The following is a 16,828-nucleotide window of genomic DNA, read 5'->3' on the forward strand; positions in this document are numbered from 1 at the left end:
ATCTAAAATACAAAGCCTTATGAATAGCATCAATCAGCAGCAACCGGAAAAGAATCACGAAGACCTGCACGGTACCGAAGCGGGTAAACGCATGAAAGAGCTGGCCGAAAAAAACAATACCTGCTTTTTCTGTACCTGTATCGGAACAGGCAACGCATTACAAGTACGCCCCATGTCGGTACAGAAAGTAGATGAGTCAGGTACCTTTTGGTTTTTGAGTGCCAGTGACAGCCATAAGAACCAGGAGATCAAGCAGGATAATATAGTCCAGCTGCTGTTCCAGGGAACGGCCCATTCTGATTTTCTGAGCGTCAATGGAGTCGCTACCATTTCAACCGATAAGACATTGATCAAGGAATTGTGGGATCCTATTCTGAGAACATGGTTTACGGAAGGAATAGACGATCCCCGTATTACGGTTATAAAAGTGGAAGCCAGGGAAGGGTACTACTGGGACAACAAGCATGGCAATGCCATAGCCTTCATGAAAATGACGGTAGGAGCCATGCTGGGTAAAACCTTGGATGACTCCATAGAAGGAGAACTGAAGGTGTAGGTACTTGAAATAGGTAGGAGTCAAAGAACTGAATGAAACAGCGCGGCCCGGGCAGAGATGCCCGGGCCGCGCTGGCTGATAACCTGAACCAGATTAACCAGCAGGTGGCCATGTGCTACGTTTCATACCGCTAATTCTACTAATGAAGAGCTTTTTTATTCAGATGAGTAATTTCTGCATAGGGCAGCCAGGGGCAACTCTCTTACTTTGTATCAGCAACATTCAATCTTTTTTTATTACTAATAGCCGTGAAAATCTCTACACTTTTGCCTCTGCTGATGCTCCTGGTAGCTACCAGCGCCTGCCACGAAAACTCCATTCCTGAACCCACCGAAGGCTCCACCACCGTCGAACCGATCAAAACAAGGCATGGGGCGCTGATGGGGGCGCCCGTTACCAAAGCCATCGGGCCCAGTGGTGGCGAACTACAAATGCCTGATAATAGCATCCGCCTCTCCGTACCTGCCGGTGCCGTAGGCGCTGCCACTACTTTCAGTATCCAGCAGGTCGAAAATACCTTCCCCGGCAGCACGGGCCGCTCGTACCGGCTGCTGCCCGAGGGAGTGAAGTTTAGCAAACCCGTTACGCTGACGCTTTCATACGAGGGTACTACCCTGCAGGGCGGTAATCCGGAGTTTCTGTACCTTACCTACCAGGATGCCGATGGCTTTTACCGGGTAGCTACGAACACTTTTCTAAACAAGGAAAGCAAGACGCTGACGGTAGAAACCACCCATTTCAGTGACTGGACCTACTTTGAGACTATCCTGCTGGTGGCCGACAACAGCTACCTGAACAAGGGTGAATCCACTAAGCTCAAAGTAATGGAGTACATGAATTACGACCTGACCGGGGATGGCGATCCCAAGCTGGGCGTCCTGCAGGAATACAGCAATTCGCGCACGAAGTTTGACTGGTCCATCAACTACGGGGGAGGTACTGTAACCCCTGACAAGCCAGGTGCCGCTACCTTCAAAGCACCTGCCTCGGTACCTGAGGTAAATCCGGTAGGAGTAGGCGTGCGGCTAAGCAACTTCAACGTAATTGTAAACAAAAACGACCCTACCCGAAACTACGCAGGGAAGGATGTACTCCTGCTGCAAAAAGAGATACAGATCGGGGGGGAGCAGTTCCTGGAATATACCCTCAATGGCGTGAAGCTCTTTAACCCCGGAGACTACGAGAATGGCAGCATCCGGGTAGATACCCGCAACAAGTTTAGTATTAGCTCCTACATGACCGGTAACCAAACCTTTGATCTTATGATCACCGGCCCGGAGGAGAAGGCGATAGGCGTGGGAACCTACTCTTTTGGCAATCAGGAAAAAGGACAGTTTGCTGCGGTTACGGTAAATACCGGTCATGCCAAAGGGAGTGAAAAGTACAGCAGCAGTTACCAGATCTGTACCGAGCGAGGGTGCGGCCTCAATACCCAATACACCGGCGGTACCGTCACCATTACCAAGTGGGCTCCCATCGGTGGATTTATAGAAGGAGAGATTTCGGCGAACCTGTTTATTACCGGAAAATTCGACCCACCGGCTAAGGAGTTCAAGGCCAAATTCAGGGTAAAGCGGGTGAATTGATTTTCAGCCAATAAGACAGAAAATAGTAAAAAGCGCGGCCCGAGCATTTCTGCTCGGGCCGTAGCTGTTTTATATGTCTCCGTTGTGGCCGCTCGGCTGCGACGAGTGGTAATTATTTTGAAGCCCTCTGGGCGGTGGAAGATTAGGGTTTAATAGCAGAAGTATTGTTAGCTACGCGCCGGAGGTGCTATCGGATAGAGGTTGCTCGTCGAAGCCGGGCAACAGCAGGTTGAGATATATGCTTTGTTGTATCAATGCTATATATTCTGTCTCTCCCATCTTTCTTTGATGAAAACCCCTTCAATTAAATCTATATTGATTGGAACTGGCAGTTTTAATTTAGTTGCAAGTATCTCTCGTATCTCGTTCATGTCTGCTTGATGTGTGCTGTTATCATGAACTTTATACTCAAATCTTGTTTGGTAGTCTATAATATCAACACCACCAAGATAATAAATACCCGGCTTGTCAATTTCGAAGCTATTCGTCAAATCCGAAGTTTTCATTTTTGCTTTAGCCTGTCCTGCATCAAGTACTATTTCTTCAATTACATAAACACCTTTTGGAATGGAATAAAAGAATGTATAGGGCTTCTTCTTATATTCAACTTTGTAGCGTTGTCCAGTTTGGATGTTCTTTAAAACTGGTTTTGCAGCTCCTACGGCAATTGTTTTCTGGCCCATCTTTCCTATCCATTTACAGTTAACTGAAATAACTATGCTATCCCGACTATGTGCTGATGGTAAAACTGCCCAGGCACAAAGGATGAAGAGAAAAAAGATGCTTAATGCTCCCAAAATTAATCGTTTCATTGCTTTGTTTTAAGTATTGCTAACATTGGTGTATACGAAACTACTTACTTTCACTGCCAAGCGGCATAAGTGCATCAGCCTACTAATAAATATACGGCCAGATTATCCTAATCTGGCCGTATACATTCTCAAAGATAATAGCTAACACCTATCCACCTACTCTTTAAACTCAATCGTAGACAACGTAATAATGTTGTCGTTGGGCTTGGTGGGCTTCATTACTACGAAATACACATCGTGCTTGCCAGTGATAGGTGTAGTGATTTCACCCGTGACAGTACCCGGCTTACCATCGGTAGGGGAGTAGGAGGCACGGCTAATCACGGGGCCCGCCTGCGAGTCGATCCGTACCCATATTTCACCTTGCTTGCCCGAGCTGTACTCGTACAGGAACTTCCGGATGTTGGTCAGATCAACGTCTTTCAGCAGGATGTAGGCCTTATGGTTACCACCGCTCAGGCGGTTGCCCCAGCGCGGGAAGCCTACGTGCGCGTCGGCGTATACGGTCTGTACCTTAGCATTGCGTAGCGTCACTACATCGGTACCCGTCAGCGGTCCTATGGAGTTACCGCCCTTGTCGGTGTAGGTAGCCATTACCGTGTACTGGCCTCTTGGCTCATCCTTCTTGTGTTCGGTCAGCTTGACGACGCCCTGAGTCGGTAGGGTAGTCAGTTGCTTCTGAGGCTCACCCAACGACATGATGTACTTCACCATTTCGTTGGCATCCTGCGTAGATATCTGCGGGTGGGCGCTCATCACGTGCTCCTTACCCCAGTTGCCGCCCCCGCCGTTGATGATCTTGGCCGACAGCGAAGCCAGGGCGTTGGCTTGTCCCTTGTAGCGCTGCGCCACCGCGGTAAACGATGGTCCTACGGATACTTTATCTACGGTATGGCAGGCTTTGCAGTCGCTGTTGGCGATGAGGCTGCTACCCAGCGAAGCCGTTGCCACCGGAGCCTCGGGTTGGTGGCCGATAGGAGCCGTACCGGGAAGCGTACTGGGCTGAGGATTATAGCTGAAGTATACCTTTACCTTCTTCGGGTCAATCTTTTTATCTTCCTTATCGCTCACTTTTACCTCATAGGTAAAGGGCTTGTTCTCCCAGAAGAACGACTTGTTATTGGGAGTCGTAATCGCAACCTGGGGCAGGGCATTACCTACTTTCACAACGATGGTATCGGTACCTACGAGTCCGGCCTTGTCCGTTACTTTCAGGACAGCGTGGTAGGTACCAGGCTTCGTGTAGGTGTAGGAAGCAATGGGGCGGGTAGAGCCTACGGTCTTCCCGTCAAACAGCCACTGGTAGGTGATCTCATCATCATCGTCCAGGTCGGCGGTACCGCGGCTGCCAAACATCACACGTAGCGGAGCTTCACCGACGGCTTCTTTCTGGGTAGACACGTAGCGGTTTTCGGAGGTTAAATATACCCGCTTCGGTAGCTGCGCCGCCGCCGCCGAATCCATCACATAAGCCTTGGCAATAGGAGCCCGGTTGCCGGTGTTGTACTCAATCTTCACCAGACGGGCATCTTCGTTGTCGGCACCGTATACCGAGCCGTACTCCAGCATGTACATCACGCCATCTTTACCAAAGGCCTGGTCAATCGGGCGACGGAAATCGCCATTGGCGGTCATGAAAGGCTCCGCGCGCAGGAAGTTTTCGTCCTCGTCGAAGCGGAAGGCCATTACCCAGTTGCGCATCCAGTCGAAGGCAAACAGGGTACCATCGTAGTAGGCGGGGAACTTGGTCTTGGAAGGGGAGTTTTTGTCGTAGGTATAGAACTCACCCACCATGGCGCTGCGACCACCCAGCCCCAGTTCGGGAAACTCCTTCGAGGCGGCGTAGGGGTAGTAGATCATCGCCGGTGTAGCGGGAGGCAGATTCGTCAGACCGGTATTGTTGGGTGAATTGTTGACCGGTGCCTTAGGGTCGAACAGCGGACCGGCCTTCTGAGTAGCGAAGTCCCACTTGGTGTAGGCGTAGTTGTTGCCCACAAAGTACGGCCAGCCGTAGTTACCGGCTTTCTTAGCCTGGTTAAATTCATCGTATCCGCGTGGACCCTGGATGCTATCCTTACCGGCGTCGGGGCCGATTTCGCCCCAATACAGTACCGAAGTCCTGGGATTAACGGCAATACGGTACGGGTTACGCAGTCCCATGGTATAGATCTCAGGGAGGGTCTTGGCCATACCTTTGGGGAACAGGTTTCCTTCGGGAATAGTGTACGTACCATCCGGCTGGGGCTTGATCCGCAGTATCTTTCCTTTCAGATCGTTGGTGTTGGCCGAGGAGCGCTGGGCATCCAGGCTAACGTACTCCTGCCCGGGACGCTCATCAACAGGGGCGTAGCCATTGGATGGGAAAGGGCTGGAGCTGTCGCCGGTCGAGAGGTATAGGTTGCCTTCCTTGTCCCACGCCAGGGAGCCGCCGTGGTGCGCGCCGCTATTCTCCTGCACCGGTACCTGCAGCAGGACTTTCTCCGAAGCCAGATCCAGGGTATTATCATCTTTTACCGTAAAGCGGGACAGGTTGAATAGGATCGGCTCCTTGTCCGTAGGAGGGGAGTAGTAGAGGTAGATCCACTTATTCTTATTAAAGTTTGGGTCCAGGGTCACGCCTATTAGTCCGGTACCTCCTTTGGTGGCCACGTCAAAGCGATGTACTACCGAGTTCTGGTTGGTGCGGGTATTATAGACGTACAGGTTGGCCGAACGCAGCTCGGTGTAGAATACCCGGCCGTCGTCGGCTACGGCCAGCTCCATGGGGGTGTCCAGGTCATTGACCAGGATGGTCTTCACGAAGCGGTTTTCTTCGGGTACCGTTACGGCGTATGACTTGCTGTAGTCAAGGGGCTTGCCCTCACCCATGGCGTACCGGATGCCTCCCAGGATGTGCTGCAGGAACAGCGGCTCGTCGTAGCTCGTATCCATGTGGCCGCCGCCGGTATAGAAGGCGCGCCCTCCGTCAAACTCGTGGTACCAGGCTATGGGGTGATTGGCTCCGTTGGTACCGTTGTCGTAGGTGTTCTCATCCAGGTAGGCCAGTACGTTCAGGCCGGGGTAGAACGAGCGGTAGCTGTACCATTCGTCCTTACGTTCCCAGCGGTCAGGCAGGTGCGTTGTCGATGGGTGATTCTTGTTTACTACGTCGATAGAGGCTACACGTTCACCGGGGTTGAGTGGGTGATCGGCAAAGTGGGCCCCCATCAGCTTGGCGTACCAGGGCCACTCGTACTCGGTATCGGAGGCGGAGTGGATACCCACGTAGCCTCCGCCCGCCTGGATGTACCTTTCAAAAGCAGCCTGCTGCTCAGCATTCAATACGTTGCCGGTGGTGCAGTTGAAGATAACGGCTGCGTAGTTGCGCAGGCTGTCGTCGGTAAAGTAAGCCGCATTCTTGGTTGTATCGACCCGGAAGTTATTCTCTCTGCCCAGCTTCTGAACGGCCGCATTACCAAACGGAATGGAGCTGTGCTTCCAGCCTTTGGTTTTGGAAAATACCAGTACCCGCGGTGGAGCGGCAGCCGATGCTGCGGCAGCCGACGCTGCGGCAGCCTGCACCTGGCTGACGGGCAGATTGCTATTGCTGGTGTTAGCAGGCTGTTTGCTGTTTGTGCAGGAGTAAATTCCTGCGGATACTCCCAGTGCGCAGAAGGTATAAAGCCACCATCGATGGGGCGTGGTAGACCGGGATTCGGACGAAAACAGGTTCAAATGCATTGTTCTGATGGAATCTTTTCTGATGTACGGTATTAGAATGCAATTTTTTTTAAAAACTACTATACTGCTCTTCAAAAAAGAGGAAGAAATCTTATTTGGAAAATCCCCCTTACATCCTGAAATTTGCGGAGCTTAATTTTAGAGTCATACAAACTGAAAGATCAGATCTATTCTATGCAATTCCCCGAAGAACTTAAATATACCAAAGACCACGAGTGGATACGCCTCGAAGGTGACATTGCTGTGGTAGGTATCACCGATCACGCCCAGAACGAGCTGGGAGATATTGTATATGTAGATGTAACTACCGTAGGCGAAACTCTCTCAATCAATGACGTGTTCGGGTCGGTGGAGGCCGTCAAGACGGTATCCGATCTTTTCCTGCCGGTTTCGGGCGAGATTCTGGAACTCAATCCGGTACTGGATGCCGCTCCCGAAACGGTAAATAACGATCCTTACGGAGCGGGTTGGATGATTCGCCTGCAGGTATCTGATCCCAGTGAAGTGGACGGTCTGATGTCGGCTGAAGAGTACAGACAGTACATAGGCGCCTGATCAGCTTCCCTTTGAGCTCCGCGAGGAGCTTTTTTTTTGAGTATAACCAACAGGAGGTGTTGAAAAGCCATAGCGTTGTTTTAAGATAGATGAAAGTACTACTACGTTCGGTTCGTATTATTGATAAGGCCTCTCCGCTGCACGGACAGGTAAAGGATCTGCTACTTGAAAACGGTACCCTGGCTCAGATCGGGGATGGTCTCGCGGCCGATGGCGCTGAGGTCAAAGAAGGCAACGGCCTGTGCGTGTCGGCTGGCTGGATCGACATGCGCGTAGCCTCGCGTGACCCCGGTTACGAGCACAAGGAAAGCATAGAGTCGGTACAGGAAGCGGCCGCACGCGGAGGCTTTACCGAAATCGTACTGCTGCCTAACTCACGTCCGGTGGTGGACGCCAAGGATACCCTTAACTATGTCAGGAAAGCCGGTAACGGTGGGCCGGTAGTACTACACGCCGCGGCCGCCGTTACAAAAGGGGCAGAGGGCGTTGACTTCACCGAAATGATCGACCTGCATACGTCAGGAGCGGTAGCCTTTACCGACGGGGAGCATCCCATCCAGAACGCCGATATTCTGCTGAAAGCGCTCCTGTACCTGAGTCCGCTGAACGCCCTGCTCATGAACCGCGCCGAGGATCGCCAGCTGACCTTGTTTGGGCAGATGCACGAGGGCGTATCCAGTACCTTACTGGGACTGAAAGGAATGCCGGCGCTGGCCGAAGAAATGATGCTGAGCCGCGACCTGAAGCTGCTGGAATACGCGCTGGAAAAAAGCACTACGCCGGCGACCGGACTACCGTTGCTGCACGTTTCGCTGGTGTCTACGGCACGAGCGGTGGAGCTGATCCGGGAAGCCAAGGCCAAAGGACTGCCGGTATCGTGCGATGTGGCGGCACACCAACTTGCCTTTGAGGACCGCGATCTGATGGACTTTGATACCAACCTGAAGGTCAATCCTCCGTTCCGTAGTGCGGCCGATGCCCAGGCGGTACGGCAGGCCTTAGCGGATGGTACCATTGATGCCGTAGTGTCGGATCACAGTCCGCACGATGAGGAGAGTAAAAACCTGGAGTTTGATCATGCTGACTTTGGTATCACCGGGTTGGAAACGGCCTTTGCGCTCACCCAGATGCACAGTGGCCTGGCTCTGGAGGCGGTTATAGAGAAACTGACCAGTAGGCCGCGGCAAATCCTGCGTCTGCCTCAGGTCTCCCTTGAAGTAGGCAAACCGGGCAATCTGACTCTTTTTAAGCCGGATGCAGAGTGGAGTTTTGAGCGTACCTACTCAAAGTCAAAGAACACCCCTTTCCTGGGCAAGGTGCTGCGGGGACGGGTCTGTGGAGTAGTGAACCAGGGTAGTTTCCGCTGGTTTGAATAGCGGATCTTGTTAACTGTATTATGAATTATATTTTAGATTTTTTCAGGAGACCCCTGCTCAAGGTACCTCTTGCCTTTGGTGGCATTACGGGACTCCTGGCATTTATATTCTTTCTGGCCCTGTACTTTATAGGAGTAACACCGCTGGGTAATAAGAAGTCACTTGATTTTGGTATTCATGTCATTATGATGGCGGCGGCCTGCTGGTACTACCGCAAGAACATCGGGAACGGGATGCTGCACCTGTGGGAGGCACTATCGATCTGTTACATTGTCAATACCCTGGCGGCTCTGGTCAATGGCTGGCTGATCTACTTCTTTATTACGTACGTTGATCCGGCCGTGTTTACGAACTACCTGGCCGAGATGCACCAGCTCCTGATACAGGGCAAAGCCGAAATGGTCAAGAATATCGGCGAAGCCGAGTTTCAGAATATGCTCCGCAACGTAGCAGCTACCGAGCGATCAGAGGTTATTTCGGATGAGCTGAGTAAGAAAACGCTCATGGGGATACTACCCATTATTATCATTTCCATGATCCTGCGCCGCCAGAACTACAGTATCATGCAGGATCCCCGAAAGCAGTAGCCTGCTCTCCGGCCAGAACCATTCGTCCAGATCTGGTATTGTAATAATGCAGGTTTTACTATATTGGCATCACTATTCATAACCCTAAAACCTACCTGTATGCAAGAGAATGTGTCTTCTGCGCGTGTTGCCCTGAAGTACGGGGTCATTACAGCGGTTGCTGTCATTGTATATTCAACAGTTATCAACGTAAGTGGTCTGGCCCAGAACCGGGCACTGGCCTCCCTGTCATTTTTTATACTGATCGGGGGGATTGTATGGGCTATGAAAGACTACCGGGAGCAGAGCGGAGGGTTTATGACGTACGGGGAAGGCTTGAGTACCGGCTCGCTAGTGGCGGCCATCGTGGGGGTGCTGGCGGCTACCTTTACGATGTTCTACATGGAATTTATTGATACGACCATCATGCAGCAGTCGCTGGATCGGGCGCGTGAAGAAATGGAAGGCCGTGGACTGGACGATGCCCAGATTGACCAGGCCATGGCGATCTCGCAGAAGTTTATGTCGCCGGGGATTATGTTTTTTACGGGTGTTATCACCTATCTGATCATTGGGTTTATCATTTCACTGGTGGTAGCGGCCGTCATGCGTAAAACCCGTCCGGTATTTGAATAAGAAGAGGGGCGCTGTGTACGTTACTGCTTGTGTTCATGTTATTCCAATAACCAAAAGGAGCTTTTGTGTTTGCTATATTTCGTAAGGAAGTAAATAGTTTTTTTAATTCGCTGATCGCCTACATCGTCATGGCGGCTTTTCTGGTTGCAGTAGGGCTGATCGTGTGGGTTTTTCCGGATACCAGTGTACTCAACTACGGCTACGCCGACCTCAATACCTTTTTTACCCTTACCCCTTACGTACTGTTGTTCCTGATTCCGGCCATTACCATGCGCTCGGTGGCGGAGGAAATCCGCAACGGTACTATCGAACTACTACTTACCAAACCCCTGACCGACGGGGCGCTGGTAGGGGGTAAGTTCCTGGCCAACTGGCTGCTCGTAGCGCTTACCCTGCTGCCTACCTTGCTGTACTACCTCAGTGTGTACTGGCTGGGCAATCCGCCCGGCAATATCGATTCGGCGGCGGTAGTGGGTTCGTACATCGGGCTTCTGCTGCTGAGCGGAGTACTGGTAGCCATGGGCTTGTGGGCCTCTTCGCTCAATGACAACCAGATCGTGGCTTTTGTGCTGGGGGTATTCCTGGGCTTTGTGTGGTACGTAGGCTTTAGCGCTCTGTCACAGCTACTCGGGAGCAGTAGCCTGGCTTCCGTGTTTTCGTGGATAGCCCTGGACGAGCAGTACCAGGCCCTCGGACGGGGCCTGGTCGACTCGCGCAATGTAGTGTATCTGCTCAGCCTGACGGCTTTTTTTCTCTATCTGACGTACTGGCGGATAGGCCGGTTGAGGAGGTAAGGCTTATACCTTGGCAATGTTGATCTTCTTGCCGCCCTGCCGGATCGATTCGTAGATGGCATCAACTACCACCATATCTTTCAGTCCTTCGACACCGGTCATGTTCGGGTCGGGCTTGTTGTTCAGGATACAGTCGGCGAGGCCATCCATCTGGGCAGTCTGGTGCGTTACTACGGGCTGTTTGAGTTCTCCTTTGTGGGTACGCCCTTTGATAGGTCCGTAGCCGAAAGCCGGATCCAGTTCTGCAAAGCCTTTTTCACCCACCAGGTACAGCCGCCCGATGTGGTTGAAGTTGTAAGTAGTAGAGCAGTTGGCAATAGCTCCACTTGGGAAGCCCATCTGGAAAGTAATGGTTTCGTCTACTTCCTTAAACTTTACCGGATCGGTCTTGATCTCCTGCGCTGTTACCCATATCGGCTCTTCACCCGTAGCGTAGCGGGCTCCGTTGATATTATAGACCCCCACATCCATCAGCGCACCGCCACCGGCCAGGGCCTTTTTGAGCCGCCACTGGGTTGGGTCGCCTATCTTGAAGCCGCAGGTGTTATCTACAAACATGATTTTACCGAATTCACCTCCTTCGCGCATGCTGATTACCTCACGGGTGTGGGGCTCGAAGTGAAGGCGGTACCCTACGTATAACTTCACACCAGCCTTATTACAGGCAGCAATCATTTCGCGGGCCTGCTTGGCGTTGTCAGCTAATGGCTTTTCGCAGATTACGTGCTTGCCGGCATTGGCTACCTGTATCACGTGCTTGTGGTGCAGCGAGTTGGGTGTAATTACGTACACTACGTCTATGTCCGGATTGTTTTTAATCTGGCTGACGGTATCGTAGGTATAGATATTCTTGTCAGCAATGTTGTACTTCTTCTTCCAGGCTTCGGCCTTGGCGGGCGTACCGGTGACAATACCAGTCAACTCGGCCATTTCGCATTTTTCCATGGCCTCGGCCACGCGGGTACCGTAGCTGCCCAATCCCATAATAGCCACGCGCAGCTTGCGGGCAGGTTTTTGTTTGGAAGGTGCGGGAGAAGCGGTAGCCGGGGAAATAAGACTTTGGGCCACGGCCGTAAAGCCTACACCCAAAGTTAGATTCTGTAAAAAGTCACGACGGGTTGACATACAAAATAGTGTTGATTGGTTTAGTGATAATAAAGAATGGGTGAAAGTAAAATTACTTTCGAACAAATAAAACTTTGGAGGAAGGCTGAGCCGCGCAGGATGCTTTATACCTGTAAGAGCAGATACAGGAGCAGCACCGTTATGATGCTGACGAGGCCCTGCAGGAGGGTCTGTATTGTAAAGCTGCGGTAGGCGTCGCGGCTGTTCAGGCCACTAAATTGCGATACAACCCAGAAGTAGGAGTCGTTGGCGTGGGAGGCGACCATACCCCCGCTGCCTACGGCGGCTACCAGTAGGGCCAGTTCCAGACCGGTATCAAAGCCGGCCTGCACGGCAAACGGAGCCAGCAGAGAAGAGGTAATGACCAGCGATGAGGTAGTAGAGCCCTGCGCGGTTTTGAGAAAGGCGGCAGTACAAAACGCAAAGAGGAGTAATCCCACGCCACTCAGCGCTTCGCCCCCCAGCCACCCGCTGACTACCTCCGCCAGGGGAGTGGCTTTCAGTACCGCACCAAAGGCGCCTCCGGCTCCCGTAAGTACCAGGATAGGCCCGGCCTGAACAATGCCTTCTGAAATGGCTTGTGTTAAGGTACTATTTGTTGAATGACGAAGTAGTGGGACACAAAGAAATACTGCCAATAGCAGGGCAATGAGCGGATTGCCCAGAAAAGAAACCGGACCAGCCAGCGACTCAGGTAAACCCAGCAGGCTCCCAAAAGAAGCTACCGTAATAAGCAGCAGGGGTACCAGAATAGGAATCATCGAAGCCGAAAGAGAGGGTAGTTGGGTGGTGGATTCAGCCGTATCCTTTTCGGGAAGAGACAGCGTGAGCGAGCTCCCGGCTCGCCGGGCCCACCAGGTGATCAGCAGGATATTGGGGAGCATGATGACTAAGCCTAAGCCTATAATAATACCCAGATAAGGCTCCGCACCAAGATTGCCTGCCGCTGCAATGGGACCGGGTGTAGGAGGTACCAGGGTATGCGTCGTGTACAGGCCGCCGGCTAGTCCCAGCGACGTGACCGCAGGACTTACTCCCGTACGTTTGGCAACGTGCTGGCTCAATTTGGAAAGGATGATAAAGCCCGAGTCACAGAATACAGGTATACCTACCACCGCACCGATGGAAGCCATAGCCAGAGCCGGACGTTTCTCGCTGAATAAGCGGAGTACCGCGTCGGCAATGCGCTGTGCCGCACCCGACTGTTCCAGTACTACGCCTACTACACTCCCCAATACTACCACCAGCCCAATAGCACCCAGCAAGTCACCAAAGCCCCGGCCGATGGTTCTGATCAGATCAGTGGCCGGTTGTCCGGTAGCCAGTCCCACACCCAATGCGGCCAGTAACAGCAGCAGTAGGGGATGCTGCTTGAACCGGGCGGTACCTACTACGATGAAGAGGATACTCAGCAGGATAACGGCTATGAGGTACATGTAGGAAATTGTGCGAGTATCTTGTATAAGTTTATTAGGGGAGTGGGATAAACTCTCAAAATAGATGATGTAATTAAAAGCGATGCCTCAGTCCATAACCATAAGCCAAGTTCAGATACGAGCCATATAAGGGGAGTAGTTATACTGATTACTGACTCTGCTTGCTGCGATAAAACTGAGGAGTAAATAATAGAAATTTTATTAGAATCCAATAGGTTTCCCTTCTGTGTCTTGATCAATTTCAGTTAGTATACTATTCATTTCATCCTCACTTATTATCTTTATTCTCTTTAAATATTCAATTTGACTCTTTTTTACTTCTAAGGGAGTATTATCTTCCCAAGTTAGGTATGCTGCTTTATGAGCTTTTTTTATATTTTTTATTATCTCTTCGATAAAGTAATCTACTGCTGCTTGATTAGGGCTTTCCTGAAAGAGTTCTAAAACTTTCTGGCCTCCTGATAAATAGATCATTTTCTTCTTGGAGCTGAACCTAATTACAAGATAAACGCCTAAAAAGAAGGCGCTTGCCAGTGACCAGAAAGCTAATTTTTGCAGTTCAGGCTCAAAGAGTAATGTGTATATTAACATACCGAACTCTAAAAAGAAGAAAGCTGAGATGAATAATTCTCCCAAGATAGTCGAATCAGATTTCTTGAATACTTTTACCCCGAGCTCTAAGTAGTCAATTGAGTAAAGGACTTCCTCGTTTACACTTTTATCATAAATTTCAACTTCATCATCCTTTAATGTAAATATCTTCTTGGTAAAAAGACGCTTTTGTTCCAGAGTGTCCATAAGTGGCTTTTGATTTCGTTTCCGCTTTTAAACTAATGGGAAAGATAGTAAATGAATGAAGTAAAAAATATTGTATAAAAATCTTACTACACCTCCTCTACATTGGCAGGCTGCATCTGCGGTACGATAAAATGAATGATCGCCAGCGCCACAATATAGGTACCACTTGCAATGATAAACAGCGGCTGGTACCCAACGCGCCCGATGATGATACCCGTCACGGCCGCAAAAAGAGCACCGCCAATAGCTCCGCACATTCCACCAATACCCGTCACGGAGGCTACCGCCTGCCGGGGGAACAGGTCCGAAGCAAAAGTGTACATATTGGCCGACCACCCCTGATGCGCCGACGTAGCCAGCGAGATCAGCGCTACGGCTACGTAGATGTTGTTGGTGGTAGAGGCAATAAATATCGGAAATACACAGATGGCGCAGATGAGCATGGTGGTCTTGCGGGCGCGGTTGATGGACCAGCCCATCTGGATAAATTTCGTCGACAGCCACCCAAAGAAGATACTCCCCGCATCCGATACCAGATAGATGATCAGGAAGGGGATACCGATGCTTTTCAGATCTAGTTTCTGATCCAGGGCTTCGTTGGAGTTAAAGAAGTCAGGCAGCCAGGTCAGGTAGAACCACCACACCGGGTCGGTCATGAACTTGCCCAGGGCAAAGGCCCAGGTCTGGCGGTAGGTCAGGAGCTTCGCCCAGGGGATACGTCTGAAAGGTACTGCTTCCTGATCGCTGTTGATGTAGTCCAGTTCGGCCTGGGTGACGTGGGGGTGCTTGGCGGGGCGACGGTAGGTAGTCCACCAGATAGCCAGCATCACAAAGCCTAGCAGACCGGTCACAATGAAGGACGTACGCCAGCCGTAGTTGAGGGTGATCCAGGGAACGGTAAGGGCTGTGACAATGATACCTACGTTGGTACCGGCATTGAATATACCGTTGGCAAAGGAGCGCTCGCGCTTGGGAAACCATTCGGCGACAGTCTTGATGGCCGATGGGAAGTTACCAGCCTCTCCCAGGCCCAGCATAAAGCGGGTCATGCTCATGGTGCGCACCGAGCCCACAAAGGCGTTGAGTACCCCGGCAATACTCCAGATAAACATAGAAATAGCATAGCCCCGGCGGGTACCAATGCGGTCAACGAGCCAGCCAGCCAGTACGTAGCCGATGGCGTAGGCCCATTTGAAGGCCGCATCAACATACCCCATCCATTCCTTGTAAAGTATGTTATCAGCTACCGTGATAGGTTGGCCCGGTGCCAGTCCGATCATCTCCCGCTTGAAGTCGTCGTCTATCATGGTAAAGGATAGTACGTTACGATCAATGTAGTTGATAGTGGTGGCCGCAAAAAGAAGCATAACAATCCGCCAGCGGTAGTTGCCGATGCGTTCGGAAGTCATAAAAGGAGAGGGTTTAGAGAAATAGCCTTTGGTGTGGCTAATTTAAGGAGTCTGAATGGGAGTATTGCAAGCTTTTCCTGCTATTGTATAAAAATACCCTGAGACCGGCGTCCCAGGGTTGTATACAGGAAAGATATGTCCTATTTACCGCTTACTGCTGCTTGTATACGGTACCGTCTTTCATAACGAAGGTAACGTTCTGCAGGGTTTTGATATCCTGCAGGGGATTCCCCTCCACGGCTATGATATCGGCCATTTTGCCGGCCTCTATATTCCCGAGCGACTCGCTCATATCCAGCAGCATAGCGTTGGTAACGGTAGCCGCCCGGATCGCCTCCATAGCCGTCATACCCCCTTCCACCATATACTCAAACTCCTTGGCATTGTACCCGTGCGGATATACACCGGCATCGGTACCGAAAGCAATCTTCACCCCCGACTTTACAGCTTTGGCAAACGTAGCCTGTAGCTTGGGACCAATGGCCAGTGCCTTGGGAGTAACCAGGGGAGGGTAGTACCCCATGATGCGGGCGGAGTCCGCAGTGGTACGTCCGGCTATGATGGTAGGTACATAATATGTACCGTGTTTCTTGAACAGCTCAATGGCTTCGTCGTCCATGAGGGTACCATGCTCGATGGTCTGTACCCCGGCCCGTATAGCCCGTTTCATGCCCTCGGCTCCGTGGGCGTGGGCCGCTACATGAAAGCCGTAGTCATGGGCCGTCTCTACGATTACCCTTACTTCCTCCTCCGTAAACTGCGGACCCTGTCCGTCTTTGGCGTTAGAAAGTACCCCGCCTGTAGCGGTGATCTTGATCACATCGGCGCCGTCCTTGTAGCGCTGACGTACGGCCTTACGGGCGTCGTCGGCACCATTTACCACGCCTTCGTTCGGTCCGGGATCGCCCATCAGGTCTTTGCGGTAGCCATTGGTCGGGTCGGCGTGGCCGCCGGTAGAGGCAATAGACTTACCCGAGGTAAAGATACGCGGCCCTTCTACCAGCCCTTTATTGATGGCGTTGCGGAGGGCTATATTCACCCCACTACCTCCCAGATCACGTACCGTCGTGAAGCCCGCCAGCAGGGTAGTCTTGGCGTACTTGGCGGCCTGGAAGGCTACATCGGGCGGGTTCTGAATGAAACGGTCGTAGGAGCCGCCCCGGCGGGTTTCGTTCTCGAGATGTACGTGCATGTCTATGAGCCCCGGCAGTACGTACTTGTTCTTGAGGTCAATGACTTTATCACCGGCGGCGGCCCGGCTGTAGCCGCGCTCTACGGCCGTGATCTTGTTCTTATCCAATACAATGGTCATCTGGCGTTGTACTTCGCCCTTATTTACATCCAGCAGGTTACCACAGTGGATGAGGGTACGCTGGGCATGGGCCGTAAAGGCGAGGGTACTTAGCAGAGCAGCGGCAAGAAGATAGAGTTTTTTCATTAGGTAGAGAAAGAGATAAAA

The 16,828-nt window shown here is 51.6% G+C and carries 14 protein-coding genes; 7 read left to right on the top strand and 7 right to left on the bottom strand.

Annotated elements, in window-relative coordinates:
- Positions 1-19: 19 nt before the first annotated feature.
- Together JTN23_RS07935 and JTN23_RS07940 are read left to right on the top strand one after the other, a co-directional pair.
- Positions 20-556, top strand: a complete 537-nt coding sequence (locus tag JTN23_RS07935; RefSeq protein WP_247233641.1) for a pyridoxamine 5'-phosphate oxidase family protein — start codon at positions 20-22, stop codon at positions 554-556.
- A 248-nt stretch (positions 557-804) separates the two neighbouring features.
- Positions 805-2,142: a hypothetical protein gene (locus JTN23_RS07940; protein ID WP_247233643.1), complete on the top strand. Its 1,338-nt coding sequence runs from the start codon at positions 805-807 to the stop codon at positions 2,140-2,142.
- Between the two features lie 257 nt (positions 2,143-2,399).
- Here JTN23_RS07940 and JTN23_RS07945 read toward each other — a convergent pair whose 3' ends face one another.
- Together JTN23_RS07945 and JTN23_RS07950 are read right to left on the bottom strand one after the other, a co-directional pair.
- Complete coding sequence (locus JTN23_RS07945; protein ID WP_247233645.1) at positions 2,400-2,954, bottom strand: hypothetical protein; 555 nt, start codon at positions 2,952-2,954, stop codon at positions 2,400-2,402.
- Between the two features lie 156 nt (positions 2,955-3,110).
- Entirely contained in the window at positions 3,111-6,674 is a 3,564-nt protein-coding gene (locus tag JTN23_RS07950) for a ThuA domain-containing protein (RefSeq protein WP_247233647.1), read from the bottom strand.
- A gap of 174 nt (positions 6,675-6,848) precedes the next feature.
- Between JTN23_RS07950 and gcvH the strand changes: the two genes are divergently transcribed.
- The 5 genes from gcvH (at position 6,849) to gldF (ending at position 10,601) form a co-directional block, all read left to right on the top strand.
- Complete coding sequence (gene gcvH / locus JTN23_RS07955) at positions 6,849-7,229, top strand: glycine cleavage system protein GcvH (protein ID WP_247233649.1); 381 nt, start codon at positions 6,849-6,851, stop codon at positions 7,227-7,229.
- An 89-nt stretch (positions 7,230-7,318) separates the two neighbouring features.
- Complete coding sequence (locus JTN23_RS07960; RefSeq protein WP_247233652.1) at positions 7,319-8,605, top strand: dihydroorotase; 1,287 nt, start codon at positions 7,319-7,321, stop codon at positions 8,603-8,605.
- A gap of 20 nt (positions 8,606-8,625) precedes the next feature.
- Positions 8,626-9,192, top strand: a complete 567-nt coding sequence (locus tag JTN23_RS07965; RefSeq protein ID WP_247233654.1) for a DUF4199 domain-containing protein — start codon at positions 8,626-8,628, stop codon at positions 9,190-9,192.
- A 99-nt stretch (positions 9,193-9,291) separates the two neighbouring features.
- The gene (locus JTN23_RS07970; RefSeq protein ID WP_247233657.1) at positions 9,292-9,807 is read left to right on the top strand and encodes a DUF4199 domain-containing protein; all 516 of its coding nucleotides are present in this window, start codon (positions 9,292-9,294) and stop codon (positions 9,805-9,807) included.
- A gap of 65 nt (positions 9,808-9,872) precedes the next feature.
- Positions 9,873-10,601: a gliding motility-associated ABC transporter permease subunit GldF gene (gldF, locus tag JTN23_RS07975; protein ID WP_247233659.1), complete on the top strand. Its 729-nt coding sequence runs from the start codon at positions 9,873-9,875 to the stop codon at positions 10,599-10,601.
- 3 nt (positions 10,602-10,604) lie between these two features.
- On the opposite strand, the gene JTN23_RS07980 is transcribed toward gldF, so the two are convergent.
- From JTN23_RS07980 to JTN23_RS08000, 5 genes are all read right to left on the bottom strand, one after another.
- Positions 10,605-11,726, bottom strand: coding sequence for a Gfo/Idh/MocA family protein (locus JTN23_RS07980; protein ID WP_247233662.1), 1,122 nt, complete (start codon positions 11,724-11,726; stop codon positions 10,605-10,607).
- 104 nt (positions 11,727-11,830) lie between these two features.
- Positions 11,831-13,162 carry a GntP family permease gene (locus JTN23_RS07985; RefSeq protein WP_247233664.1) on the bottom strand — a complete coding sequence of 444 codons (1,332 nt, stop codon included), beginning with the start codon at positions 13,160-13,162 and terminating at the stop codon, positions 11,831-11,833.
- 201 nt (positions 13,163-13,363) lie between these two features.
- A complete protein-coding gene (locus tag JTN23_RS07990) occupies positions 13,364-13,960 on the bottom strand; it encodes a hypothetical protein (RefSeq protein ID WP_247233666.1) in 597 nt (198 codons plus the stop codon).
- Between the two features lie 86 nt (positions 13,961-14,046).
- On the bottom strand, positions 14,047-15,369 hold the full coding sequence (locus JTN23_RS07995) for an MFS transporter (RefSeq protein ID WP_247233668.1): 1,323 nt from the start codon (positions 15,367-15,369) through the stop codon (positions 14,047-14,049).
- A gap of 151 nt (positions 15,370-15,520) precedes the next feature.
- Positions 15,521-16,807 (bottom strand): metal-dependent hydrolase family protein, encoded by a 1,287-nt coding sequence (locus JTN23_RS08000; protein ID WP_247233670.1) that lies wholly within the window; start codon positions 16,805-16,807, stop codon positions 15,521-15,523.
- Positions 16,808-16,828 lie beyond the last annotated feature (21 nt).

The sequence above is a fragment of the Telluribacter roseus genome (genome assembly GCF_017355915.2).
Lineage (GTDB): Bacteria > Bacteroidota > Bacteroidia > Cytophagales > Spirosomataceae > Telluribacter.

What these genes read in the sequence shown, in the direction of transcription:
- JTN23_RS07965 (WP_247233654.1), top strand. Translation starts at nt 8,626, where the DNA reads ATGAATTATATTTTAGATTTTTTCAGGAGACCCCTGCTCAAGGTACCT.
- JTN23_RS07980 (WP_247233662.1), bottom strand. Translation starts at nt 11,726, where the DNA reads ATGTCAACCCGTCGTGACTTTTTACAGAATCTAACTTTGGGTGTAGGC.
- JTN23_RS07960 (WP_247233652.1), top strand. Translation starts at nt 7,319, where the DNA reads ATGAAAGTACTACTACGTTCGGTTCGTATTATTGATAAGGCCTCTCCG.
- JTN23_RS07970 (WP_247233657.1), top strand. Translation starts at nt 9,292, where the DNA reads ATGCAAGAGAATGTGTCTTCTGCGCGTGTTGCCCTGAAGTACGGGGTC.
- JTN23_RS07950 (WP_247233647.1), bottom strand. Translation starts at nt 6,674, where the DNA reads ATGCATTTGAACCTGTTTTCGTCCGAATCCCGGTCTACCACGCCCCAT.
- JTN23_RS08000 (WP_247233670.1), bottom strand. Translation starts at nt 16,807, where the DNA reads ATGAAAAAACTCTATCTTCTTGCCGCTGCTCTGCTAAGTACCCTCGCC.
- JTN23_RS07945 (WP_247233645.1), bottom strand. Translation starts at nt 2,954, where the DNA reads ATGAAACGATTAATTTTGGGAGCATTAAGCATCTTTTTTCTCTTCATC.
- JTN23_RS07935 (WP_247233641.1), top strand. Translation starts at nt 20, where the DNA reads ATGAATAGCATCAATCAGCAGCAACCGGAAAAGAATCACGAAGACCTG.
- gcvH (WP_247233649.1), top strand. Translation starts at nt 6,849, where the DNA reads ATGCAATTCCCCGAAGAACTTAAATATACCAAAGACCACGAGTGGATA.
- JTN23_RS07985 (WP_247233664.1), bottom strand. Translation starts at nt 13,162, where the DNA reads ATGTACCTCATAGCCGTTATCCTGCTGAGTATCCTCTTCATCGTAGTA.
- JTN23_RS07990 (WP_247233666.1), bottom strand. Translation starts at nt 13,960, where the DNA reads ATGGACACTCTGGAACAAAAGCGTCTTTTTACCAAGAAGATATTTACA.
- JTN23_RS07995 (WP_247233668.1), bottom strand. Translation starts at nt 15,369, where the DNA reads ATGACTTCCGAACGCATCGGCAACTACCGCTGGCGGATTGTTATGCTT.